This is a genomic window from Microcella alkaliphila (genome assembly GCF_004216855.1).
GTDB lineage: Bacteria > Actinomycetota > Actinomycetes > Actinomycetales > Microbacteriaceae > Microcella > Microcella alkaliphila.
In genome coordinates this window covers 1-23476 of the sequence record NZ_SGXT01000016.1, presented here as the reverse complement: position 1 = coordinate 23476, position 23476 = coordinate 1, and the positions used below count along the sequence as shown (strand labels likewise).

22 protein-coding genes are annotated in these 23476 nt (G+C 69.4%); 12 read left to right on the top strand and 10 right to left on the bottom strand.

The window, feature by feature from the left end:
- The first annotated feature begins 14 nt into the window (after positions 1-14).
- From EV140_RS08835 to EV140_RS08825, 3 genes are read left to right on the top strand one after another with little or no spacing between them, the layout of a single operon-like run.
- Entirely contained in the window at positions 15-848 is an 834-nt protein-coding gene (locus EV140_RS08835) for an ABC transporter substrate-binding protein (protein WP_130283123.1), read from the top strand.
- Positions 848-1702: an amino acid ABC transporter permease gene (locus tag EV140_RS08830; RefSeq protein WP_130283121.1), complete on the top strand. Its 855-nt coding sequence runs from the start codon at positions 848-850 to the stop codon at positions 1700-1702. The genes EV140_RS08835 and EV140_RS08830 overlap by 1 nt, the downstream gene beginning before the upstream one ends.
- Positions 1699-2436, top strand: a complete 738-nt coding sequence (locus EV140_RS08825; protein WP_130283119.1) for an amino acid ABC transporter ATP-binding protein — start codon at positions 1699-1701, stop codon at positions 2434-2436. Before EV140_RS08830 ends, EV140_RS08825 begins: the two co-directional genes overlap by 4 nt.
- On the opposite strand, the gene mmuM is transcribed toward EV140_RS08825, so the two are convergent.
- Positions 2429-3328, bottom strand: coding sequence for a homocysteine S-methyltransferase (gene mmuM, locus EV140_RS08820; protein ID WP_241971392.1), 900 nt, complete (start codon positions 3326-3328; stop codon positions 2429-2431). The two genes, EV140_RS08825 and mmuM, sit on opposite strands and share 8 nt — an antisense overlap.
- A gap of 235 nt (positions 3329-3563) precedes the next feature.
- Here mmuM and EV140_RS08815 point away from each other — a divergent pair, with 235 nt between their 5' ends.
- Complete coding sequence (locus EV140_RS08815) at positions 3564-5693, top strand: DEAD/DEAH box helicase (protein WP_130283115.1); 2130 nt, start codon at positions 3564-3566, stop codon at positions 5691-5693.
- Between the two features lie 11 nt (positions 5694-5704).
- Here the strand turns inward: EV140_RS08815 and EV140_RS08810 are convergent, their stop codons facing one another.
- From EV140_RS08810 to EV140_RS08795, 4 genes are all read right to left on the bottom strand, one after another.
- Complete coding sequence (locus EV140_RS08810; RefSeq protein WP_130283113.1) at positions 5705-6253, bottom strand: hypothetical protein; 549 nt, start codon at positions 6251-6253, stop codon at positions 5705-5707.
- Between the two features lie 319 nt (positions 6254-6572).
- Positions 6573-7892, bottom strand: a complete 1320-nt coding sequence (locus EV140_RS08805; RefSeq protein WP_130283111.1) for a maltokinase N-terminal cap-like domain-containing protein — start codon at positions 7890-7892, stop codon at positions 6573-6575.
- 29 nt (positions 7893-7921) lie between these two features.
- Positions 7922-8827, bottom strand: coding sequence for an aminotransferase class IV (locus tag EV140_RS08800; RefSeq protein ID WP_130283109.1), 906 nt, complete (start codon positions 8825-8827; stop codon positions 7922-7924).
- A 7-nt stretch (positions 8828-8834) separates the two neighbouring features.
- A complete protein-coding gene (locus tag EV140_RS08795) occupies positions 8835-9539 on the bottom strand; it encodes a Pr6Pr family membrane protein (RefSeq protein WP_130283107.1) in 705 nt (234 codons plus the stop codon).
- 100 nt (positions 9540-9639) lie between these two features.
- On the opposite strand from EV140_RS08795, the gene EV140_RS08790 reads away from it, so the two are divergent.
- The 3 genes from EV140_RS08790 (at position 9640) to EV140_RS08780 (ending at position 12737) form a co-directional block, all read left to right on the top strand.
- Positions 9640-10140: an 8-oxo-dGTP diphosphatase gene (locus EV140_RS08790; protein ID WP_130283105.1), complete on the top strand. Its 501-nt coding sequence runs from the start codon at positions 9640-9642 to the stop codon at positions 10138-10140.
- Between the two features lie 49 nt (positions 10141-10189).
- On the top strand, positions 10190-11122 hold the full coding sequence (locus EV140_RS08785; RefSeq protein WP_130283103.1) for an aldo/keto reductase: 933 nt from the start codon (positions 10190-10192) through the stop codon (positions 11120-11122).
- A gap of 142 nt (positions 11123-11264) precedes the next feature.
- Positions 11265-12737: a hypothetical protein gene (locus EV140_RS08780; protein ID WP_130283101.1), complete on the top strand. Its 1473-nt coding sequence runs from the start codon at positions 11265-11267 to the stop codon at positions 12735-12737.
- Here the strand turns inward: EV140_RS08780 and EV140_RS08775 are convergent.
- Positions 12646-14889: a S9 family peptidase gene (locus tag EV140_RS08775; protein ID WP_130283526.1), complete on the bottom strand. Its 2244-nt coding sequence runs from the start codon at positions 14887-14889 to the stop codon at positions 12646-12648. The genes EV140_RS08780 and EV140_RS08775 overlap by 92 nt on opposite strands.
- 33 nt (positions 14890-14922) lie before the next feature.
- Here EV140_RS08775 and EV140_RS08770 point away from each other — a divergent pair, with 33 nt between their 5' ends.
- The 4 genes from EV140_RS08770 (at position 14923) to EV140_RS08755 (ending at position 17822) form a co-directional block, all read left to right on the top strand.
- Positions 14923-15852 carry a J domain-containing protein gene (locus tag EV140_RS08770; RefSeq protein ID WP_130283099.1) on the top strand — a complete coding sequence of 310 codons (930 nt, stop codon included), beginning with the start codon at positions 14923-14925 and terminating at the stop codon, positions 15850-15852.
- 258 nt (positions 15853-16110) lie between these two features.
- Positions 16111-16890: a ParB N-terminal domain-containing protein gene (locus tag EV140_RS08765; RefSeq protein ID WP_130283097.1), complete on the top strand. Its 780-nt coding sequence runs from the start codon at positions 16111-16113 to the stop codon at positions 16888-16890.
- A gap of 141 nt (positions 16891-17031) precedes the next feature.
- Positions 17032-17469, top strand: a complete 438-nt coding sequence (locus tag EV140_RS08760; protein ID WP_130283095.1) for a hypothetical protein — start codon at positions 17032-17034, stop codon at positions 17467-17469.
- A complete protein-coding gene (locus EV140_RS08755; RefSeq protein WP_130283093.1) occupies positions 17466-17822 on the top strand; it encodes a hypothetical protein in 357 nt (118 codons plus the stop codon). The genes EV140_RS08760 and EV140_RS08755 overlap by 4 nt, the downstream gene beginning before the upstream one ends.
- Before the next feature lie 4 nt (positions 17823-17826).
- On the opposite strand, the gene EV140_RS08750 is transcribed toward EV140_RS08755, so the two are convergent.
- Positions 17827-18798, bottom strand: coding sequence for a DUF4190 domain-containing protein (locus tag EV140_RS08750; protein ID WP_130283091.1), 972 nt, complete (start codon positions 18796-18798; stop codon positions 17827-17829).
- Between the two features lie 32 nt (positions 18799-18830).
- The gene (locus tag EV140_RS08745) at positions 18831-19733 is read right to left on the bottom strand and encodes a DUF429 domain-containing protein (protein WP_130283089.1); all 903 of its coding nucleotides are present in this window, start codon (positions 19731-19733) and stop codon (positions 18831-18833) included.
- A gap of 80 nt (positions 19734-19813) precedes the next feature.
- On the opposite strand from EV140_RS08745, the gene EV140_RS08740 reads away from it, so the two are divergent.
- The gene (locus tag EV140_RS08740; RefSeq protein WP_130283087.1) at positions 19814-20578 is read left to right on the top strand and encodes a DarT ssDNA thymidine ADP-ribosyltransferase family protein; all 765 of its coding nucleotides are present in this window, start codon (positions 19814-19816) and stop codon (positions 20576-20578) included.
- Between the two features lie 51 nt (positions 20579-20629).
- Here the strand turns inward: EV140_RS08740 and EV140_RS08735 are convergent, their stop codons facing one another.
- Both EV140_RS08735 and EV140_RS08730 read right to left on the bottom strand, forming a co-directional pair.
- Entirely contained in the window at positions 20630-21631 is a 1002-nt protein-coding gene (locus tag EV140_RS08735) for a PfkB family carbohydrate kinase (RefSeq protein ID WP_130283085.1), read from the bottom strand.
- A gap of 172 nt (positions 21632-21803) precedes the next feature.
- Positions 21804-23234, bottom strand: coding sequence for an HNH endonuclease signature motif containing protein (locus EV140_RS08730; RefSeq protein WP_130283083.1), 1431 nt, complete (start codon positions 23232-23234; stop codon positions 21804-21806).
- Positions 23235-23476 lie beyond the last annotated feature (242 nt).

The following is a 23476-nucleotide window of genomic DNA, read 5'->3' as shown; positions in this document are numbered from 1 at the left end:
ACCTGGAGGCCCTCGTGACCACGCGCATCCGTCGTCTTACCCCGCTCGCCGCTCTTGCGGCATCCGCGCTCGTTCTCGCCGGCTGCGCCGCCGATGCGCCCGCCGATGATGTGAGCGGCTACGTCACGGAGGGCGTGTTGACGATCGCCACCGGTGAGCCCGCCTACTTCCCGTACGTGATCGACGACGACCCCACCACGGGTGAAGGGTTCGAAGCGGCGGTCGCGTACGCCGTGGCCGAGGAGCTCGGATTCGCGCCCGAGGACGTGGTGTGGGTGCGCACGAGCTTCGAGTCGGCGATTCAGCCGGGCCCGAAGACCTTCGACTTCAACCTGCAGCAGTACACGATCACCGCGGAGCGGGCCGAAAACGTCGACTTCTCGACCCCGTACTACGCAACGCCGCAGGCGGTGATTACCGTCGAGTCGTCGCCCGCCGCTGGCGCGGCGAGCCTTGCCGACCTGGAGGGCTTCCTGATTGGCGCCGCGACCGGAACGACGAGCTTCACCGCGATCGAGCAGCAGATCGCGCCCACGGCCGGTGCCCAGGCGTTCAACACGAACGATGACGCGGTGCTGGCGCTGCAGAACGGCACCGTTGACGCCATCGTCGTCGACCTTCCGACCGCGTTCTTCCTCAGCGCCGTCGTGCTCGAGGGCGGCGTGCTGCTCGGCCAGCTGCCGGCCGACGCCGGCATCAGCGACGAGTGGGGCCTCGTGCTCGCCAAGGACAGCCCGCTGACGGAGGCGGTCTCGGCCGCGGTTGACCGCCTGCGCGACAGCGGTCGCCTGGCGGACATCGCCGACGAGTGGCTCGGCGCCGACGCGGGCGCGCCTATCCTGCAGTAGTGCCAGCGTCCCGCGAAACCGTCAGCGACGTCGAACTCGGTCGGCGTGCCTATCGGCGGAAGCAGAATGCGCGCTCGGTACTGATCTCCTTCGTCTCCACGATCGTCTTCGCGGTGATCGTGTGGATCACGATCATCAACACGCCGGGCTGGAACCGCGTGCAGCGCAGCTTCTTCGACCTGGAGACTGCGATCGCCGCCTGGCCGCGCGTGATCGCGGGTCTGTGGATCAACGTGCAGGTGCTGTTCTTCGCGGTGATCGGCGTGCTCGTGCTGAGTGTGCTGCTCGCGACGATTCGCACGCTTCGGGGGCCGATCTGGTTCCCGCTGCGCGCCCTTGCGGCCGCCTACACCGACCTGTTCCGCGGCCTGCCGTTGATCATCGTGCTGTTCCTCGTCGGCTTCGGGCTCCCCGGCCTCGAGCTGTTTCCCCGCAACAGCGCGCAGTTCTGGGGCACAATCGCGCTCATCCTGACGTATTCGGCGTACGTGAGCGAGGTGTTCCGCGCCGGAATCGAGGCCGTGCATCCCTCGCAGCGGCTGGCCGCGCGTTCCCTGGGCCTGAACCACGGGCAGTCGATGCGCATCGTCGTGCTTCCCCAGGCAGTGCGTAAGGTCACCCCGGCCCTCATGAACGACTTCGTGGCCATGCAGAAAGATGTCGGGCTGATCTCGGTGCTCGGGGTGGTCGACGCCGTGCGTGCCGCGCAGATCGAGACGGCCGCGAACTTCAACTTCACCCCCTACGTCGTCGCGGGCCTGCTGTTCGTGCTGCTGGCGCTTCCGATGATTCGCCTCACCGACTGGTACACGGCACGTCTCAGGGCGCGCGAACAGATGGGGAGCCTCGTATGACCCCGCCTGTCCTCCGGCTCGACGGCGTGCGCAAGCGATTCGGCGACACCGAGGTGCTCGGCGGGGTCGACCTGACCGTGGCCGAACACGACGTCGTCGCGCTCATCGGTGCCAGCGGATCGGGTAAGTCAACCCTGCTGCGGTGCGTCAACCTGCTCGAGCGCATCGACGACGGCCAGATCTGGTTGCGCGACACCGACATCTCCGACCCGCGGGTGCACGCCGACCGGGTGCGCGCCCGTATCGGAACGGTGTTCCAGCAGTTCAACCTGTTCCCGCACATTCGGGTCATCGACAACGTCACGCTCGCGAGCCGTCGCGTGCTGCGCATCCCGCGCGCAACGGCCGAGGCGACCGCGCTCGAGCTGCTCGATCGCGTCGGATTGGCGGGCAAGGCACGCGAGTATCCCGACCGCCTCTCCGGCGGTCAGCAGCAGCGCGTCGCCATCGTGCGGGCGATCGCGACCAACCCCGAACTGCTGCTGCTCGACGAGATCACCTCGGCGCTCGACCCCGAACTGGTCGTCGAGGTGCTCGACCTCGTTCGCGACCTGAAGAACGAGGGCACGACGATCGTGATGGCGACGCACGAGATGGCGTTCGCCCGCGACGTGGCAGACCGCGTCGTCTTCCTCGACGGCGGCGTCATCGTCGAGGAAGGGCCGGCCGCTCAGCTGTTGCGCGAGCCCCGGGAGGACCGCACACGCGCCTTCCTCGCTCGGTTCCTCACGTAGCGGGGGCGTGCCTGCGGACGACGTCGGCGATACCCGCGATCTCGGCGGGACCGACCCGGCAGCATCCGCCGACGATGCTCGCTCCCTGCTCCAGCCACCGCGACACCTGCGCGGGAGCAAAGCCGGGCTCGCCCTCCCAGCGTCGCTGCGCCCGATTCCACTGCTCGCCACTGTTCGGGTAGACGACGATCGGCTTGTCGGTCACGGAGCGCGCGGCGCGGATCGCGCCCGAGACCTCCGCGGGGTGGGAGCAGTTGATGCCGACCGCGACGATCTCGTCGACCGCGTCGGCGTCCGCAAACGCGTCCGCGAGGCTCTCGCCGGTGCGCAGCCGCCCGTCGACCACCGTGAACGACAACCACGCCGCGACGCCCGTCCCGCGCAGCAGCTCGAGCAGCGCCCTCGATTCAGCACGGCTCGGAATGGTTTCGATGGCGAGCAGGTCCGCGCCGCTCTCGGCGAGCACGGTGAGACGCCGCGCGTGCCACGCGCGCAGTCCGGCGCGGTCGAGGTCGTAGTCGCCGCGGTACTCGGACCCGTCGGCTCGCGCGGCGCCGTAGGGGCCAACGGAGGCCGCCACCAGCCCATCGGGCCGGTGCTCGTCGCGGGCCTCGGCGGCGAGGGTCACACTCGCACGCATCAGCTCGGTCGCGTCGTCATCGGACAGTCCGCGCCGGCGCGCGCCCTCGAACGAGAGCTGATAGGAGGCGGAAATCGCGATATCGGCACCAGACGTGAAGTAGTCGTGATGAGCATCCCGAATCGCGTCCGGATGGTCGTGAAGCAGGCGGGCGCTCCAGAGGTCGCCGCTCAGGTCGTGGCCGATCGCCTCGAGGTGACTGCCGAGTCCGCCGTCCAAAACGGCGACTGGGGGAAAGGACGGATGCTGCACAGGATTATCGTGCAACACACACGCCCCTCTCCGCCTCCTTGCGCGGCATGATTCGTCATGTGCGGGCGCCGGTGCACTAGACTGGTGGCGGCATTTCGGCCCACCGGGCGTTCTCGACCGGGTCAGGGCACGAGATGCTCCCGGCCTTTGTGACCCACCGCGGGGCCGACGCTCCACCCTCGCGGGCCGCGCACGAGAACCGCGAGATGTCACACGTTTGCACCCGAGGAGGGTCATGGCCCAGACCGGCCAGCGCACCAAAAACAACGCCCGCGGCACTCAGGCGCGGCGACGCCGTCGACCCCTCGACGAAGAGGGCATCATCCCGATTCTTGCCCGCGCCGTGCGTGAGGTCGAGAACGCCGCCGGCCGCGGCAAGGTGAGCCCGTCGAACCGCACCAAGTTCCAGGTGGCGGCCTTACTCGTGCGCGAAGAACGTGCACGCGTGAAAGACGACGCTGAGGTTCCCGAGTCAGAGCGGGCCGAGGTCCTGAAGCGTCTCGACGGCCTCGCGGGCATTATGGCGAAAACCGCCGCCCGCGACACCTCGCTCATCGCCCTGCTCGCACCGGAAGCGAAGGTGTCAGACACCGCGAAGGCGCTGCGCCGCGACATGCTGCTCGCCTCGGGCGCCGAGCTTGAGCCCGACGAGCTCATCATCGTCACCGAGGCGATCGAGGTCGCCCCCGACGTGGCCAAGCAGGTGACGCCGCCGAGCGTCAAGCAGGCGCAGCTGGCGAACCCCTTCCTCGCCCCCGACCTGTCGGCTCTGACCCCGCCGCGGAAGCCGGCCTCGACGCGGCTCGCCAACTGGGAGCTCATCGAGCCGCTGTTCCGCTCGTTCGAGTACGGCGCCGGTGGCCAGGCCGCCACGATGGAGCTGCCCGAGGCCGACTCGCTCGCAACCCCCGGCGGCCTTCCCCTCATGCGCCACCAGGCACGTCTCGTCGAGTCGGTCAAGGCCGGCCACCGCACCTTCCTGCTCGCCGACGAGCCGGGTCTCGGCAAGACTGCGCAGGCGCTCATGGCGGCGAACGTGGCGAAGGCTTTTCCGTTGCTGGTCGTCGTGCCGAACGTCGTGAAGACGAACTGGGCGCGCGAGGTGGAGCGCTGGATTCCGCAGCGCTCGGCGACCGTCGTGCACGGCGACGGGGACGACCTGGACGCGTTCGCCGACGTCATCATCGTCAACTACGAGATCCTCGATCGGCACGTGGGTTGGCTCGGCCGTTTCGGCTTCAAGGGCATGGTCGTCGACGAGGCGCACTTCATCAAGAACGCGACGTCTCAGCGCTCGCGGCACGTGCAGTCGCTGGCCGCGAGCATCCGGATGTTGCACCCGAAGGCGCTGATGATGGCGCTGACGGGTACGCCGCTGATCAACCAGATCGAGGACTTCCGAATGATCTGGAAGTTCCTCGGCTGGATCGACGACAAGAAGCCGCTCGGCGAGCTGATGGGGAAGCTGGAAGAGACGGGGCTCACCCCCGCCGACCCCGGGTTCTTCAGCGAGGCTCGAAAGGCCGTCATCGACATGGGCATCGTGCGGCGCAAGAAGGTGGATGTCGCCTCCGACATCCCGGCGCGCCGCATCGCCGACATCCCGGTCGAGCTGGATGACGAGATCGGGCGGTCGATCCGCGCCAGCGAGCGCGCGCTCATCGCGCGGCTGCTCACGCGGTACCGTCGCGCCGCCGAGGCCCGGGAGGTGCCACCGGTGGAGACCGACCACGAGCTGGTGCGCCTCGTTGCGGCCGCCGAGCTGGAGGAGTCGCGCCAGTCGTCGACGGGCGACAACGTCTTCACGATGGTGCGCCAGATCGGTACCGCGAAAGCAGTGCTCGCCGCGGACTACACGGCGCAGCTGGCCCGTAACGTCGGCAAGGTCGTGTTCTTCGCGAAGCACATCGACGTGATGGATGCGGCGGAGCAGCACTTCGCGCAGGCCGGCTTGCGCTCGGTGAGCGTGCGCGGCGACCAGTCGTCGAAGGCGCGCCAGGAGGCGATCGACGCGTTCACGAACGACGAGGACGTGTCGGTCATCGTCTGTTCGCTGACCGCTGCTGGTGTCGGCCTGAACTTGCAGGCCGCGTCGAACGTGGTGTTGGCGGAGTTGTCGTGGACGTCGGCGGAGCAGACGCAGGCGATCGACCGCGTGCACCGCATCGGTCAGGAGATGCCGGTCACGGCGTGGCGCATCCTGGCCGCGCAGACGATCGACGCGCGCATCGCCGACCTCATCGACGCGAAGGCGGGCCTCGCCGCGCGCGCGCTCGACGGGTCGGACGAGGAGGTCGCGGCCGAGGGCACGGTCCAGCTGCAGGCGCTCATCTCGCTGCTGACCGACGCGCTCGGCGGAAAGTAGGGGCCCGTTTGTCAGGCGAGCCAGCCGGTTTCTGGCAACCACCCCGCTGACGGCGGATGTCGCACGCGGCTGACCGGTCGGCAGTAGGTGGGCGCGCGCTCGCGATCGCAGGTTGATTCGTGACGGGCGATCGTTGTGGCTGTGGGGATGAGTCTTCGCGGGCTGCGGCGGTCGGGTTCGTCGTCGTGCTCCGGAAGTGTTTCCCAGTGAATGACGACCGGTACGGTGCTGCGGGCGCTGAGCGGCCGGCTCGCGATCGGCGAGTTTGCGCGGACGCAGATGTGCAGGGGGAGCGTGAGGTGTGCATCCTGCCGGTAGGGGTCGGTGCCAAATTCGCGTGCGGACCGACAGGTGAGAAGCCCGCTCCACGCCCACGCGTGCACGATGGGCGAGGCAATCTCGGGGTGCGCGTACCACCCGCGCCGGATGCGCCGTAGGGAGTCGTAGTCGTGCGCGATCCGAAGGTTTTGAGCGTCGAGACCGTACGGGTAGAGCTCGCGGGCTGAGGCGATGCCGCCGAGGTCTGCGAGGAGGCGGGCGATGCTGCGGGGGCTCCACATGGATCCCATGGTGGGTGCAGGCGGTCTCGGCCGCCGCGCGTCAGTCTGGTTTTCGGGATGGCGCGCGCTACGGGCGTCACGTGGAGGAGCCGCATCCGGTCGCAACGAGCATGACCGAGACCGGTTTTCCGCCACGATCACCGCTGTCTCTCAGATGTCATCCCACTCTGCCAGCGACTACTCCGCTGTAGGACGTCCTACAGCGGAGTAGTCGCGGGGGAGGGGGAGTGCTTTCGGGAGGGAATCGCCGGAAACCCCGGACAATTTGGGCACGTCGGAAAACGCGGGCAGCGCGCGCCTCGTATGGCGTAGGCGCCCGTTAGCGGGCGCTGGCGCGGGCTTCCGAGACCAGGTATCGCACCGCATCCATCGGGATCGGCAACCATGTGGGGCGGTTACGCGCCTCATACATGGCCTCGTACACGGCCTTGTCGAGCTCGAAGGCGTCGAGCAGCGCGCGGTGGGCGCGCAGATCCACGCCCGACTCGGCGATGTAGCCGTCGAGGAATGCGTGGCGGGTGCCGCGCGACCAGGCGGCGTCGACGCGCGCCCGTGCATCCGCGTCGGGGGCGGTGTTCAACCGTGCCCCGGTCACGTAGTCGAACGACCGCAGCATGCCGGCGACATCGCGCAGCGGCGAGTCGACCCGGGTGCGCTCATCGAGCGGGCGCAGCGGCTCGCCCTCGAAGTCGACGACGACCCATTCGCCGCTCGCGCGACGCAGCACCTGCCCCAGGTGGTAGTCGCCGTGCACACGCTGCAGGTCGGGCCACGGTGCATCCTGGGCCGCGTCGTACACCGCCTCGATCGCGGGCCGCAGCTCGCGCAGCGCCGGCACGTCCGAGCTCGCCACCGCGAGCCGCTGGTGCCAGCCAGCGACGAACCCCACGATGTCGCCCAGCGTCGCGGGGCGCACCGGCATCGCCTCGGCGAGACCCGCGTGGATGCGCGCCGTCACGCGTCCCAGCTCTGTCGCCTCGTCGACGAACGCATCCCCAGCGGCGGCGCGCTCAAGCGCCAACTCCCACCCGTCGACCACGTCGCGCACAAACTCCTGCGCAAACGCGAGGTGACCCGAGAACGAGCGGCTCGGCTCGTGCGGGTCATCCCAGTAGCCGGTCACCGAGCCGAGCATCCGCGGCACCTGGCGGTAGCCGCGCGCCGTCAACGCCGACGGCAGCGTCACATCGGGGTTCTCGCCCGCGTGCACCAGCCGGAACACCTTCGCCACGACAGGCGCCTCGCCTCCCCGGTCGAAGATGATCGACGTGTTCGACTGCTCCCCGCCGTGCACGCGTGAGGTGCGATCCTGCCGGTGCACGTGCATCCGGCGCAGCAGCGCGCTCGTGTAGGCCGGGTCGTGAGCCCCGTCGAAGAGGTAGTCGCCGTCGGTATTGCGGCCCACCATGGTCGGCCCGGCACCCTTCGGCACCGTCTGCCGCAGCACGATCGGCACGTGGTACAGTGACGGCGGATTGTTGGCGAGGTCGCGCACGATGAGCACGAGAATCCGCGCATCCGGATCCTCCGACGGCCACTCGTCGCGGGTCACCTCAAGCAGGTTCGGCAGTCGGCCCTTGCCGGCATACCAGCGCTGGCGTGTCATCCAGTCGGTGAGACACTCCATCGTGCTGTTCATGCGTTCGACCCTATCCCCGGGGCCACGCGCTACGCGCGACGAGACCTCAGGAAATCGTTCATTCCCTGGCTCAGTTCAGCATCGACGGTGATTGTCACGCCATCGACCTCCCGAATCGGCGCAGCGTGCCGCACACTCGACACCAACCACGCCGCGTCGGCAGACATCAGGTCGGATGCGCGCAGCACCTCGATCGCGGTCGACAGGCCCCACAGGTGCGCCGCCTCGAACAGGTCGGCCTGGGTCGTTCCCGCGAGAATGCCGAGCGACGCCGGGGGAGTGACGAGCTGCGACCCCTGCCGCACGATGAGGGTCGAGGTGGGCCCCTCGAGCAGCAGCCCATCGCTGGAGACGAACACCACGTCGTCGGCGCCGCGCCGCACCGCTTCGCGCTGGGCGGCCCGATTCACCGCATAGGACAGGGTCTTCGCTCCCGCGAGCAGCCAGGGGCTCGTCGCAGCCACGTCGCTGCGCAGGCCCCGGTCGAGCACGGCGACGCTGATGCCCTCGGTGCGTGCGCGGGTGAAGTCGGGGGCGGGAGCCGCATAGACCCACCCGGTGGGCGCTGTGCCCTCGGGTGCCGAGCCGGTTGCCGCGGGGCCCGCCTCCACACCGCGGGTCAGCACGATTTTCAGCCAGGCCTCCTCGACGTCGGCGAAATGCGCGGCGATCGCGAAGATCGCGTCACGCCACACGGCGAGCGTCGGCTCTGGCAGGTCGAGGGCGCGCGCCGACGCGGCAAAGCGGTCGAGGTGCAGCTCGAGCGACTGCGGCCGCCCGTTCGCGAGGCTGAAGGTCTCGAAGATGCCGTCGCCGCGCACGGGTGCCGAGTCGAGCACGCTCAGCTGCGGGCGCGACACGTCGGCCTCGAGAAACCCGACCGCGACCCCGTCGGGCCGGTGCGTGATCAGGGCGAGATGCTCGGGCGCGCTCATGCTCCGATCATGTCAGGGCGGTCGGCTTCTGGCCGTGCACCCCGCGCGTCTGCAGGTGGTTGATCGTGACGGCAATCGCGGTCAGCCCGATGATCAAGGCAGCGATGGCGACGACGTGGGCGGCCACGCCGGGAACACCGTTCGGCCCGAACGGTTCGAGGAACGGGTATGGGTACCAGCCGTCGGCGGCCCCGCGCAGCATCGTCACGCCGACCCAGATCAGTGGGTAGGAGACGGCCAGCCACATGGTTGACCAGGCGATGCGGGGGCGGCCGGTGGCGAGCATCCAGTCGACGGCGATGTAGATCGGGACCCACACGTGCAGGGCCTCGTTCGGCCACCACGGGCCGACGTAGCCGTCGTCGTTCGGCACGTCGCGCAACAGCAGGTTGTAGACGACGCCGGTCACGACCGCGTACGAGAACACGGATGCGCGAATCGCCGTGTACAGGCGCGTGTCGCGCTCGGCACGCAGCGCCAGGACGCCCCCAACGGCAAGCACCACGATGTTGATCATCGCCGTCTGGATCGTGAAGAAGGCGAAGTATTCGGTCGGCTCGAACCGGCCGACCGAGATCTGGTCGGTGATCTGGGTCACGAGCGCCGCGAAGACGGTTGCGCTGGCCGCGAGGGACAGGATTCCTGCGATGCGGCGCAGAAGGACGAGGCGGCGGGATGCGGTGGCGTACTCGGGCGCTGACGTCGCTGTCACGAAGGGGAGGCTAGCAAGTTTCATGTGTGCACGCGCACAGGTGCGCGTGTGGCGTGGCGTTCACCGTCCGCGCGGCGACCGCGCGACCTAGGCTTCCCCCATGGCGATGTTCGAGGTGGCGGTGGTGTACGTGACTCGCTCCACCGTCGTCGACGGCCAGCCGCGCCGCGAGGTCCTGCTCGGTCGCAAACTCACCGGGCTGGGGACGGACAGGCTGGTCGGACCCGGCGGAAAACTCGAGCCGGGCGAGAGCGCGCGCGACGCGGCGGTGCGCGAGGTCGCCGAAGAGGTGGGGCTCACGATCGACCCGGCCGACCTCGTGCCGATCGGCGAGATTGCGTACCCCTTTGTGGACGAGCCGCACTGGTCGCAGTTTTCGTACGCCTTCACGACCGATCGCTTCGATGGCGAGGTACGGGCCAGCGACGAGCTCGAACCGGTGTGGTGCCCGCTTGACGCGTTACCGGTCGACCGCATGTGGGCCGACGCGGCGCTGTGGCTCCCGCGGGCGCTCAGGGGTGAATTTGTGCGCGCAACACTGCACTTCGGGGTGGGCGATCGTGTGGTGCGGCAGGAATGGGGCGTTGCCGACCGCTCGTGACGTGCGGCGTGCATCCGGCTCTCAGTGAGGGCTCGTACGGTGGGGCCACGTGACGGATTCTGCGAACACTCAGCCCACGACCGACTTTGGCCCCCTCGTTCTCGGCGGCAACGTGTTCGGCTGGACGGCCGACCGCGACGCCAGCTTCGCGGTCCTGGACGCGTTCGTCGAGGCGGGAGGCCGTGCCATCGACACGGCAGACGTGTACTCCGAGTGGGCGGACGGCCACATCGGCGGCGAATCGGAGACCGTCATCGGCGAGTGGCTCGCGGCGCGCCCCGGCATGCGCGAGCGGGTGAGCATCGCGACGAAGCTGTTCATGAAGAGCGACCGGAAGGGCCTCGCGCCGGAGAACCTGCGCGCCGCGCTGACCGAATCGCTCGAGCGCCTGCAGACCGACTACATCGACCTCTACTACGCGCACCGCGACGACCCCGAGGTGCCGCAGGATGAGGTCGTTACGGCAATGGCCGAGTTCGTCGCCGATGGGCGAGTTCGTCAGCTGGGTGCGTCGAACTTCACCGCGGAGCGGCTGCGTAGCGCCGTCGATGTGGCGACCGCGCACGGAATCCCGGGTTTCACGGTCGCCCAAGACCTCTACAACCTGCTGCGCCGCGACTACGAGACGGACCTACAGCCGACCATCGAGGCGCTCGGCCTCGCCGAGTTGCCGTTCGGCGCCTTGCAGGGCGGGTTCCTCACCGGCAAGTACCGCGCCGGCGGCGAGGCGATCGACTCGCCTCGGGCGGAGAACGCCACGAAGCTGCTCGACGACGACCGCGCCGTGGCGACCCTGGAGGCGCTGCGCGGCGTGGCGGAGGCGCGCGGAGCGTCCATGACCGCCGTCGCCCTCGCATGGTTGCGCCAGCAGCCGACGGTGGGCGCCCCCATCGCGAGCGCCCGCTCGACCGAGCAGCTGACGGCGCTGGTGGAGTCGTTCGACCTGACGCTCACCGCCGAGGAGTTGGCCGCGCTCGCCTGAGCGCCGCCACCAGCCGCACACAGTGTTGCGTCGCGGAGACGGAGGATTTCGCCCGTATACGCGGGGGAGAGCGGGTCTTCTCGATAGTCGAGGGATACGCAATAGTGGAAATCCGTCGAATGTTCGGCCTAGGGTCGAATTCATGGCATCGACGCCCCGCCGTTCCCCCATGCTTGCCGTGGTGGGCGTCGCGATGCTCATCGCACCCATCGCCGTGCTGTCTGCCCCCGCGGCAGCCTCGGGCGATAGCAGGGGTGCACACACCGACGTTGGTGCGTTCGTCAACCCCGGCGAGACGGTCACGGTCGAGTTCCCGTATCGCGCCGAACAGTACCAGTGGGCGGTGCCAGACGGCGTCACCACGATCACCGTCGAACTCGCGGCCGGTTCCGGAGGCAGCGTCTCGTATGGCGACGGCGACGACGCCGTCGGCGGTGTGGGCGGTTACCTCATCGCGCAGGTGCCTGTCGCCGACGTTCCCGTTGTGTCCATCATCGTGGGTGCCCGCGGTGCGGCCAATGCGGGCGGCGGGTCCACCGCTGTCGCACAGAGTACCGCCGTGCTGGCGGTCGCGGGCGGTGGGGGCGCAGGCTGGGGATGCGCGTTGCCTGGCCTCGCGTGCGCACGCGGTGGTGCTGGCGGGTTCTCGGCAGAGTCGGGGTCGTCCGCGGGACGCGACGGCGAGAACACCAGCCCGCTGATCGATCTCTCCGTTGCGGGCACTGGCGGCACTCTCGCGTCGGCGGGGCTCAGTCGGCCGGAGGTGGCTGTCGAAAGCGATGGGGTCTCCGAGCCTGTCTCGATCATCCGAGCTGCGGCGATTCAACCGGACCCCGGCCCCATGACGGTCACCGCTGGGGTGATCAGCCCCGCGGTGGGTCCCGTCGGCGCCGCCTTCACGGGGGGCGGTTCCGGGTACTTCGCCGGCGGGCATGGAGCCTCACTCGAGGTTTCCGAATTCGGCGACGGCGATCTCGCATCGCGTGAGCACTACTCGGGCGGCGGAGGCGGTGGCTCCGGCTTCCTCGCCGCCGGCGTCGACCAGATCGAGGTGCGGGACAACGTCGGCGACGGCTTCGCCAGGATCACGTACACCGTGCCCGAGCCGGATGTCGTCGACACCGTTGAGCCTCAACTGACTCTCGGCGCGGCGGCCGTCCGCGCGGGTGGGTCCGTCACGCTGCGGGGCAGCGGCCTCGACCCCGAGCGTGAATACCCAGTCATCCTCAACTCCGACCCGGTGCTGCTCGGCACCGTCACCACTGACGAGGAGGGAGCGTTCGACGCGAGCCTGACGATTCCTGCGTCGGTGCCCGCCGGCGAGCACGTGATCACGGTCGGTGATGCGAGCATCCCGATCACGGTGCTGGCGGCCGAGGGCACCGTGGATGCTCCACCGACGAGGCTCATCGCTGACGAGGGACAGGGCGGGCTGGAGCTCGCTGCCACGGGCGCTGACCCGGCCGCCGCGAGCATCCTGGGTCTCGTCGCCGCGGCACTACTCGCCGCGGGCGCTGCCGCCGTCAGGGTGTCCCGTCGGCCGACTCCGGTGCGCCAGCCGACCCCGGAGCGTCAGCTAGTCCCAGCACGTCGAGCAGCCACGCCAGCTCAATAGCGCGCTGGTTCCACGCCGAGTAGCGGCCCGAGACACCGCCGTGCCCGGCCTCCATCTCGCAGCGCAGCACCGCGTCGGCGCCGACCTCGCGCAGGCGCGCCACCCACTTGGCCGGCTCGACGTACAGCACGCGCGTGTCGTTCAGTGACGTGACGGCCAGAATGCGCGGGTACGCCTGCTCGCGCACGTTCTCGTACGGCGCGTAGCTCTTGATGTACTGGTACGCCTCCGCGTCGTCAAGCGGGTTTCCCCACTCGTCCCACTCGATCACCGTCAACGGCAGTGACGGGTCGAGGATGCTCGTCAGCGGATCGACGAACGGCACCTCCGCGAGAATGCCCGCGAACAGTTCGGGCGCCATGTTCGCGACGGCGCCCATGAGCAATCCACCGGCGCTGCCGCCCTCCGCGACGAGCCGGTCGGGTGCGGTGACGCCGGTGTCGATCAGGTGGCGCGCGCAGGCGATGAAGTCGGTGAACGTGTTCTTCTTGTGGCCGAACTTGCCCTTCTCGTACCAGTCGCGGCCGAGCTCGCCGCCGCCGCGCACGTGCGCGATCGCGAAGATGACGCCGCGGTCGAGCAGCGACAGCCGGGGGATCGAGAAGCCCGGGTCCATGCTCGCCTCGTACGAGCCGTAGCCGTACAGCTCGAGCGGGCTGGGCTCGGGGCGCGCGCCGTCGGCGGAGGCGTCGCTCGATGATGCGTCACCGTCGAGCGCCGGCACGAGCCCGCGCCTCCACACCAGCGAAATCGGGATGCGCGTGCCGTCGTCGGCCACCGCCCAGTCGCGCTTCTCGGCGTAGTCACCCGACGCGTAGCCGCCGAGCACGGGCTGGCGCTTCAGCACCGTATAGAAGCCGGCGGCCACGTCGTAGGAGGCGACGGTGGCCGGTTCGATGAAGCTCGTGTAGCCGATGCGCAGGGTCGGCTGCTGCCACTCGGGGTTGCCGCGCGCGCCGATCGAGAGCAGGCCGCCGCGGCCGGAAGCGGTGGGCGGCACGAGCTCATCCCAGGTCAGGTCGGCCAGTGTTTCGCCGCCGTCGAGCCGCGCCACAGCGGTCTTCGGAAGGCCACCCGTGCGGTAGTCGAAGACGAGGAAGCGCGCGAAGGCGTCGACGCCTTCGACGCGCCGCCCGGCCTCGTGCTCGATCACGGTCACGGGCTCGGCCTGCGGGTTCTCGACCGGCACGGCGACGACCGTGAAGTCGGGCGCGTTCTTGTTGTGGGTGATGAGCCACCAGTCTTTTCCGGCGATCACGGCGTGCTCGGCGTCGTATTCGACGCCCTGCTCGCGCTGCCAAATGAGCGCGAACTCCCCGGTCGGGTCGCTCGCGTCAAGCACGCGCGTCTCGCTCGTCACCGACGAGGATGCGCCGATCACGAGGTACCGCCCGCTGCGGGTGCGCCCCGCCCCCACCCAGTAGGAGTCGTCGGGCTCGTGGAAGACCTGCACGTCGGCTGCCGGGTCGGTGCCGACCTCGTGCCGCCAGACGGTGTCGGGGCGCCACGACTCGTCGACGGTCGAGTAGAAGACGTAGCGTCCGGAGGGATCGAAGAACGCGCCAGATGACGTCTCACGAATCTCGTCGGCGAGCTGTTCACCCCTCTCAAGGTCGCGGATCCGCAGTGTGTAGCGCTCGTCGCCCGCGGTATCGACACCGAAGAGGAGGAATCGCCCGTCGTCCGAGATGTCGAAGGTGCCGAGCGAGAAGAAGTCGTGCCCCTCGGCCTCCACATTCGCGTCGAGGATGACCTGCTCGCCCTCCCGCGGCTGGGCCGGGTCCTTCAGCGGCGGCGGGGGAGTCCACGCGACCGGGTCGGTGGGGTCGGCCGGGTAGATGGGCCGCGCCGCCACCCGACACTGGATGCTGTACTGCTTGCCCTCGACCGTGCGGCCGTAGTACCACCAGTCGCCCTCGCGCACGGGAATCCCCATGTCGGTCTCCTGGGTGCGCGCGCGGATCTCGGCCACGATGCGCTCCCGCAGCGGGTCGAGGTGCTGCATGCGCGCCTCGGCATACGCGTTCTCGGCGCGCAGGTGCGCGAGGACGTCCTCAGACGTCTTGTCGCGCATCCATTCGTAGTGGTCGGTGACGGTGTCGCCGTGGTGCGTTCGAGTGACGGGGATGCGCGGGGCCTGTGGTGGGGGAATGCTCACGCAGCCAGCGTAGGCTTTTCCGCGACTATGGCTGACTCACCCCTGGCGTCGAACCCGTACGAGGTGCTCGGTGTCGCGCCGAACGCGAGCGACGATGAGTTGAAGCGCGCGTACCGTAAGCGGCTGCGCGAGGCGCACCCCGACACGGGCGGCTCGAGCGCCGAGTTCGACCGCGTGCAGCAGGCCTGGCAGCGGGTGGGCACGCCCTCGGCGCGCGCCGCGTACGACACCGGCTCCGACGCGGGCAGCGGCGGCGGTGGCTCGTGGGCGCAGTCCGCAACAGGGGGTGCGCGCCGGCGCGGCGATAGCCGTCCGAACGCGACGAGCCACGGGCATCCGGGGGGATATTTCCGCGAGCGGTACCTCGACCTCATGCGCGAATGGGTGGGGCGCGGTGTCGAACTCGACGACCCCTACGACCCGCAGCTGGTGCGCCGCGCGCCGCGTGAGATTCGTCACCTGCTCGCCGTGGCCGTTGCGGAGGAGAAGACGGCGACCGCGCTGTTCACGCTCGGCATGGGGTTCACGCTGTGGCACGACGTGCTCGCCGGCTCGGGCCCGCTCGACAAGATCGACCACATCGTTCTCGGCCCGACCGGCCTTTGGGCTGTGCTGAGCGAAGACTGGGGCGGCCCGGTGAAGGTCAAGCGTGGGGAGGTCATCGGCGAGGGGCTCGCGCCGGGGGAGCGGCCGCTGCACGACCTCGCCGTGCGCGCCAAAGTCGTCGCTCGCGAGGCGAAGGTGCGCTTTTCGGCGCTCGTGGTGGTCGTCGATGATGAGCACGCGCCGCAGTCGCTGACAAACCTCAGGTCGATCCGCGGCGCGCAGGGCCTGCTTGTCGAGCGTTCGCGGCTCGTCAACCTGATCCGCACAGGCCTTCCCGGCGTCGGGGTCGGCGGAACCGACCTGTTCGAGGTGCGCACGCGCATCCAGCACAGCGTTCGCATTGTGTACTGACGCGGGCACCCCGCGCTGAACATCGCGACACCCCCGTTTACGGGGTATTGAAACGCGCTCGGCTGTGCCAGTGTGATGCGTGGAGTCGACCACCCATCGTCTTCCGGCGTACCCGCGCCGAGCATCATCCCCCACACCCGTAACCCCAAGATTCCACACCCGACCCGCTGGTGACTGTCGTCGCCTGTGACGCTCGCCTCCCCGAGGCGCCGCGCTACACCTCACGCCGCCGGTGGGTGGAACCCGATGGGAGCCCCCATGCCCCGGTTGATTGAGATTCCCTTTCCCGACGGTGAGCCGATTGACGCGCCGCCCCCTCACGAGCCCGCCTTCCGCATCGAGCACCCGCTGTACGAGCCCGAGACGCGCGCGGAGTGGATCGCTGAACGGCTGCTCACCGATGATGACCTCTTCGCCGGGAAGGTGCACGTGCCCGCCAAGAAGTCGGGCAAGAGTATCGGCGGGGCGAAGGCCATCACCTACGCGACGTTCCGCGGTGTTGTCGACCACATGTTGCGTGGCGCGCGGCGCGCAGAATCTGTCTGCCTGCCTGACGCGCTCATCGCCGAAGCCGTGCTCGAGGGCCCCAACTCACTGACGCACCATAAAGTCGAACAGGGCGGCCACCTATTGGCGCGCCTGTTTCTGCACTACTGGCGCGCGGTCGCGAACGCCTTTGACGAGGCGTGGGACGACCACCACGATCACCTGCTGTGGCATCCGCACGGTCTCGCCGCGTTTGGCTCGCTCGGTTCACGCATCGTTCAAGACCAGGTCGACTCGTACGACATTCGCCAGCACTACTTTGACGAGGTGCTTCAGAGCATCGCCGCCAGCGTCAGTCTCAAGAAAAGCGATCATGCGGACGTCGCCGCGCACGACATGACTGACCACCTTCTCGTTCTGCTGACCTCAGCGCGCGCCGCCAGCCGTCGCACTGCAGGTCTCACCGCCGTGCCCCGCACGATTGGGTCCATTGATTGGGGTTCGAGCGCGGCACCGCTGTCGCCCGACGTCGACATCGCCTCGGCGAGTTGAGCCTGCGGGCGTGAGCCCTCATGAGACGGCCTGAACGCGGCGCAAAGGGGGCTCCGCGTTCAGGCTTCTGCCACCTGGCTGACAGCAACACGCGAGGTTACCTCCAGCCCACGCGCTGGTGGCGAGAGCACCCTGACGGGCATGGCATGGCTGACGAGGAAGCGGCCGGATGCGGTGCACGCACCCGACCCGAACGGTGACGACGCGTTGACGACCGACTGGTCGAGCGACGACCCGACGGGGTCGATCATGGTGGTGCACGAGCGCATCGCCACGTCCTCCCCGCCCACGGGCCCCATTCTCGCCGGCCCCGTACTTGACGGCGCCGTGAGCGCCACCGTCATCGAAAAGGTCGACGGTCTCATGCAGCAGGTGCAATACGACCTGTCCATCGGGCACCACCTCGAAGCGGACGAGCTGCTGCGCGAACGCCTGAAGGCGTCGCAGATCGAACTCGAGGAGGAGCAGATTGCCGCGCTCGTGGACGAGCTCGCCCCCGTTGACTATGCGCGGCACGAGCGCGAGCGCCGCGAGGCGGACGAGGCGGCAGACGCCGCCGGTGAGGAGACGAGCTCATGACACTCGATCTGTCCAGTCAGGGACTGCGCAGCGACATGTACGCGAACCCCCACCGAGAACGGATGCCCGTGATCACTTCGCAAGACTCCCCGGTCATGCAGGGCTGGTCAGACGCGTCAGCGCGTCAGAAGATTGCCGGCGTCGTCGACCAGGTACGCCTTGACCTGTCCCGAGGCCACCATCACACGGCGGAGGAGCTGCTGCGCGAGCGCTTCACGCAGACGCGCCTCGACGTAGATGACGAGCGCATCATCGCCCTGGCGATGTCGTTGCGCGCGGTCGACCACGAGCTCACCCGCCGGACAGAGGAGGCCCGCCGCGCCGCCGCAGGGGGCGGCGGGTCATCCGCCTGATTCGCTACTGCGCCTGGAAGTAGAAACCTTCCGAGTCGAAGTAGCTGTACACCAGCCATCGGCCGTTCTCGACGTCGGCACTCGGCACGAGTACGGTCACGTTGCCGGTCGCCGTGTCGCCCTCGCTCAGCTCACCGAGGTCGAAGAACGAGGGGTCCGGGTCAACGACCAGCGCGTCGAACTGCGTGTGCGTCGTGCTCGCGCTCGACAGGAACTCGACCTCGATCGCGAACCACGGGTCGGCGGGTTCACCGGCGACCTTCGTCACCGTGAGCGTCATGACCGCGTACTGGGTACCCGGCTCCGGCGGCTCGTTGAACTCGTTCACAGCAAGAACGGCCTCATCGGCGGACAGGTCGACGGCGTCGACCGTCACCTCCCACGTGTCGGTGCCGAAATCGGTGAGGATCACCGTCTGGCCGTTGGCGAGAGGCTCGTCGAACGACCCGGGGCCGCTGTCGGGCGTCGTGACCTCGAACAGCCCGTCACCCGGGTCGACCGGGTCCGGCTCAGTCGCGCCGTCGTCGCCCGGGTCGGCCGGCTCGGTGGTTTCCATGGGCGGAACCGGGGTGAGCTCGTCTTCGATGGCGGTGAACCAGGCGGCGAAGCCGACGGCGTACAAAATCACGAAGATCAGCGCGAGGAAGGCGGCGATCGCGTTGATGATGACGCCCGAAATCGGCAGTCCCTTGCCGGCGGCGTACTTGCGCAGCGCCAGAATGCCGAGCACGAGGCCGACGATCGCCATGATCAGTGAGCCGATGTTGAGCAGCGGAATCGCAACGCCGAGGAGGGCGAGGATTCCGAGCACGAGCGACGTGATCGCCATGCCGCGACCGGGCGCACCGCCCGGAGCGGCGGCCGCCGGCGTGCCACCGGGAGCGGCAGCGCCGTAGGCGGGTGCGTAGGGGCCTGCGGGCGGCGGCGGGGGCGGCGGCTGTTCGGGCGGCGGGGGAGGCGGCGTGTCATTACTCATGCCTCGACCGTACTGGTCGAGGGGTGCTCGTGTCAGGACGAACTGTCTACCGGGCGCGCCGCACCCCAGTACGCACGCCATTGACTTGCGCGGGCGGTGCGGCGGGCCGGTGCGACGATGCTGGCGATGCGTCCGCGTGCATCCCGGTCGATGGTGGCGGGGTCGAGAGTTCCGAGCGCCTGCGTTGTGGCGGAGCCGTGCCGGTGCCAGAACGCCGCCGTGTAGGCGCAGACGGCGGCGTCGATGAGGTCTTCGCGGTGCTTGCGCGCCTTTTCACCGCTCGGCGGGGTCAGGGTTGCGGCGATCTCGGCGGTGACCGCGTGGCTTCGGAAGTGAAGACGCGGGTCGGCGTCTGCCTCGGCGAGCCGGTCGAGGCGGAGGATCAACTCGTCGGTTGCGGCGGCGCGGCGAATCTTCGCCTCGGAGGACGCGATCGAGCGGTCGAGGCGCTTGTAGCGGGGGCGCTCGTCGTCGTACCCGAAGGCGTCAATGCCGACGAGGGTCGTGTACGGGTAGCACTCGAAGGCGACGGCGGTGCCGGGGGCCGCGGGTGTGGTGCCGTCGGAGTAGGCGACTCCGCGCTGCTCGAGCAGGTCGAGCAGCACCTCGCCGGCGCGGCTCGCGAGCGCCCGGTTGCTCGCGTTGGCGCCGAACTTCCACCGCCCGTAACAGCGGCCGACGTCGCGTTCGCACGCGCGCATCCCGGTCTCGTTCGACACGATCAGCGGCGCGTCGATGGCGATCACGACCGTCTCGCCGGGTGCGCGGTGCTGCGCGAGCATCGTTCCGACCCACTCGTCGACGGCGCCCGGCCCGCGGGTCCAGCCGGCATCGAGGATGCGCCCGGTCTCGTCGAGCGCGCAGAGCCCGGTCTCGTTGGGCGGTCGCCTCCCGCCGAGCGCCCACGCGAGGTCGATGCCGAGGAACAACGCCATGGGGTGAGACTACGAGCTTCGCCGGTGCCGTAGCCTTGAGGGTCGGGCCTGGGGCCCGGCCGACGCGAGGAGTATCAGCTATGGACGAGTGCATTCACGGATTCGAACCGGGGATGTGCGCCAGCTGCTTCCCCGCCCCTGAGCCCGAGAAGCAGGCTCCTGCTCGCCGCGCGTCAACCAAGCCCGCCTCGTTGCGCACTCCGAAGGCCGACGCGTCGGGCCGGGTCGCCGCGGTAAAGGCCCCCAACCTCCCGCAGCGTATTTTCCACGTCACCCACGTCGACAACCTCGCCGGAATTCTCGGCGACGGGGCCATCAAGCCGTCGAGTGCGGCCGAGCCCGCCGTCAAGTTGGGCAGCGAGATCACCGACGAGCTGCGCCGCACCGCGTCGGCGACGCTCGAGGCGTCGGTTGCCGACTGCGTCGCGTTTTCGCTGAGCCCGCAGGCCACGTGGTGGGGCGAGGTGCAGCAGGGCGCTGCCGGCCCGACCTGGAGCGAGCAGGCCCGCCACGCCACCATCACCGACTTTGTCGTGCTCGGTGTGCCCGTCGCGGCGGTTGAGGATCGCCTGGTGGTCACCGACGGCGATGCGGCGGCGATGGTCACGACCATCTCGACTCCCGACACCGTTCGACGGATGCTCGCGCGCGCCGCCGGGGACCCGGCAGTCCTGCAGGCGGCTGAAGCGCTCATCCCCGGCGAGGTCGCGTTGGACGCGGTCGCGCTGGTCGCGGTCGCCAACGATAAGCGGCGCGCGGAGGTGCGCGGTTTGCTCGCCGAGGCGGGCGTGAATGCGAAGGTGGTCGTCTACCCGCCGTGGTTCGTCGCGCTCGAGTGGGAGTAGTCGCGGGGGGTCCGGCACACCTCTCGCGCGGCGAGAATCGGCGATCTGCGCTTAGGCGACGCGGACGCCGCGTTCGGCGTTGAGCAGCTCGACCGAGGTGGGTGGTTCGGCGCCGACCTGGCCGATGGTGTACTCGGCGGTGCGCTGCGCCCAGCACGCGATGGTGCGCAGGGTCTTCAGGTCGATGGAGGCGAGTTCGTCGCGGTGCGCCTGGCGGCGCAGGCCGACGATGTCGATGCCGCTGATGAGCCCGGCCATGAACGCGTCGCCGGCGCCGACGGTGTCGACGACGGCGGGCCGGTTCGACGCCATGTGGGTTCGGTGGTTCTCGGTGGCGAGGTGCACGCCCCGCTCGGCGTCCGTGATGGCAACGAGGGCGGCGCCGGCGGCGAGCCAGCGTTCGGTGGCGGCCGCGATCATCCGTTCGGTGCTGGATTCGGTGCGCCGGCTCGGGTCGGCGAGCAGCTCGGGGTGGATGTGGGCGAGGTCGTCGACGCTGGCACGCACGATGTCAGCGATTCCGGCGTGCCGGTCGACGCGGGCGCGGGCGGCGTCGCGGTTGCGGTCGACGAGGGGCCGAATGTTGGGGTCGTAGCTGACGAGCGTGTTCGGTCGGAACGTGTCGACGAGCTGGTCGACGTGGGTGGCGCCCGGCTGGATGACGGTCGAGATGGAACCGAAGTGGAGGAAGTCGGCAAGGCCCGCTTCGGGCGTGCCGGTGAACTCGAGGTTGAACGTGAGGTCGAACTCGTAGCTGGCGTTGCCGTCGGCGTCGATGGTCGCGAGGGCCACGCTGCTGCGCCGTCCGACGCGCAGCGGCGAGTAGACGTCGACCCCTTCGGTGACGAGGCGCAGTTCGATCTGGTCGGCGAGGTGGTCGCGGCCGAGGTCGGTGACGAAGGCGACGTCGGCGCCTTGGCGGGCGAGGCCGATGGCGACGTTCATGGGGCTGCCGCCGGGCTTTTCGGTGCGGGTGTCGCCGTCGATGATGACGTCGATTAGTGATTCTCCGATAACGAGTGCGCGCAGTGGGCGCGTGGCCGACCCGTTCATATCACCCCCCGACTATGCGATCCGTGCTGCAACCTTCCGCACCGTGTGTGCGTGTTACGTCTTGTTCGGAGCACCCCTGCGCCCGGATCGTTCCCTCAGCGTAGAGCCGAGCGAGCCCGTCTCAGTATCCCCAGTATCGGGGGACGACAGATTGGTCTGCCCACACTGGGCGTCAGGCGCTGAGCGCGCCCCGGAGTGCCGCACTGCGGCTGGGCATGTCGCGCCAGTGGTGGGGCTGCTGTTCGCTGCCCGGCGGTTTCAGCACGTAGCTGGGGCCGGCGCGTTCGATTTCCCACCCGTTGTTGTGGGCGAGCATGTGGTGGTGTCTGCAGAGCAGGATTCCATCGGCGACGTCTGTTCGCCCGCCGTCTCTTAGCCAGTGGTTGATGTGGTGGGCTTCGCACCAGCTGGGCGGGCGTTCGCACCCGGGCCAGCGGCATCCGCCGTCGCGGGCGGTGAGCGCGATGCGCTGGGCGCGGCTGAAGAGGCGTCGTTCGCGGCCGAGGTTGAGGGGCTGCCCGGCGTTGGCGGGGTCGCCGTCGACGGTGATCGCGATCGTGCCGCCCGCGCAGGCAAGCCGTTCGACGGTCTCGACGGATACGGGGTCTGCTTGTCCTTCGAGCCAGCCGCGCCCGCGTCGGTTCTCGAGCGTTGTTGCCGCGACGATCACCCGCACGGCGGCGGGCCCGTCGCCGAGCAGTCCACTGGTGTCGGCGTTCGAGCCCTGGCGCAACAGCTCGGTGAACATGTCGCTCGCGTACTGCTCGAGCGTGCGCTCGTCGGTATCGCAGGCGCTGGCGTCTTCGTCATGACTAGCGAGATCGCCGGTATTCCCCTGGCCATCGTCGCCAACGCGGCCATCAGCGCTGCCACGCCACGGTGTTGCGTCGCTCGGCTCGAATGACGGCACGCGCCGCTTCGGCGAGGTGACTCGGTCGTAGAGGTCGCTGACGATGGCGAAGGTTTCGGAGTCAAGCACCCAGTGCGCCCAGCCCATGCCGTTGGATTTCTTGCCGATGCGAAACGACCGCTGGTCGCGCCGTTCTTCTTCGCGCTCTGCCACCCCGGCGAGGTCGAGTTCGTCACGGAGGGCGCGGGCTTCGCGGAGGGCGCGGTCGGCGTCGAGGGTGGCGGCGCGTTCGAGAAGTGAGTGGGCGGCGGCGTCGAGCGCGCGGGCATCCAGCTGGCGGGTGGGGCGGCCGAGCCCGGTGCTGATCGCGTCGGCGACGGCGACGCTGACCCGGCGATTGAGCACGGCGGTGCCGAGCGCGGTGGGCGTTTCGGCTGCCGCTGTGGCCCCGACGCGGACGGCGGTGCGGGCGTCGGCGGCGGTTGTTCCAGTGGCGACGCGCACCGCCTCTTCGGGAGTGCGGTGGCCTTCGCGCTGCGCGAGACCGTCGCTGCCGAGTTCGGGCGCCGAGCGTCGCGCGATCTCGCCGGCGAGTAATGACACGTGCAACTGCGCGAGCCGCACTTCGTCGGCGGCGACGCGGGTGAGCGCGAGGAGCGCTTCGTCATCGAGGGCGCGCACGGTGTCAACCTCACGTGGAACGCGCTCAAGCGACGCGACGGCGGCAGCCATGTGGGTGGCGAGTTCGCCCACGGTCCCTCCCTTCGTCGCGCGTCGGTGTCTTACTCGAATATACCTTCGACTACCGACACTGCGAGGCTGAAGAACACCGCTGTGAGATGAGTCGCCTACAGTGCTAATCGGGCTCTTCGCAGTTGACGGTGTAGACGTCCGGGCCGAGTCGTTGCCGGGGTAGGGGTCGAGGTCTTCCAGGATGGAAGTTCCTACGCTCACCGTCCGAAAGACCTCGACGTGCCCAACGCTACCTTCGACGC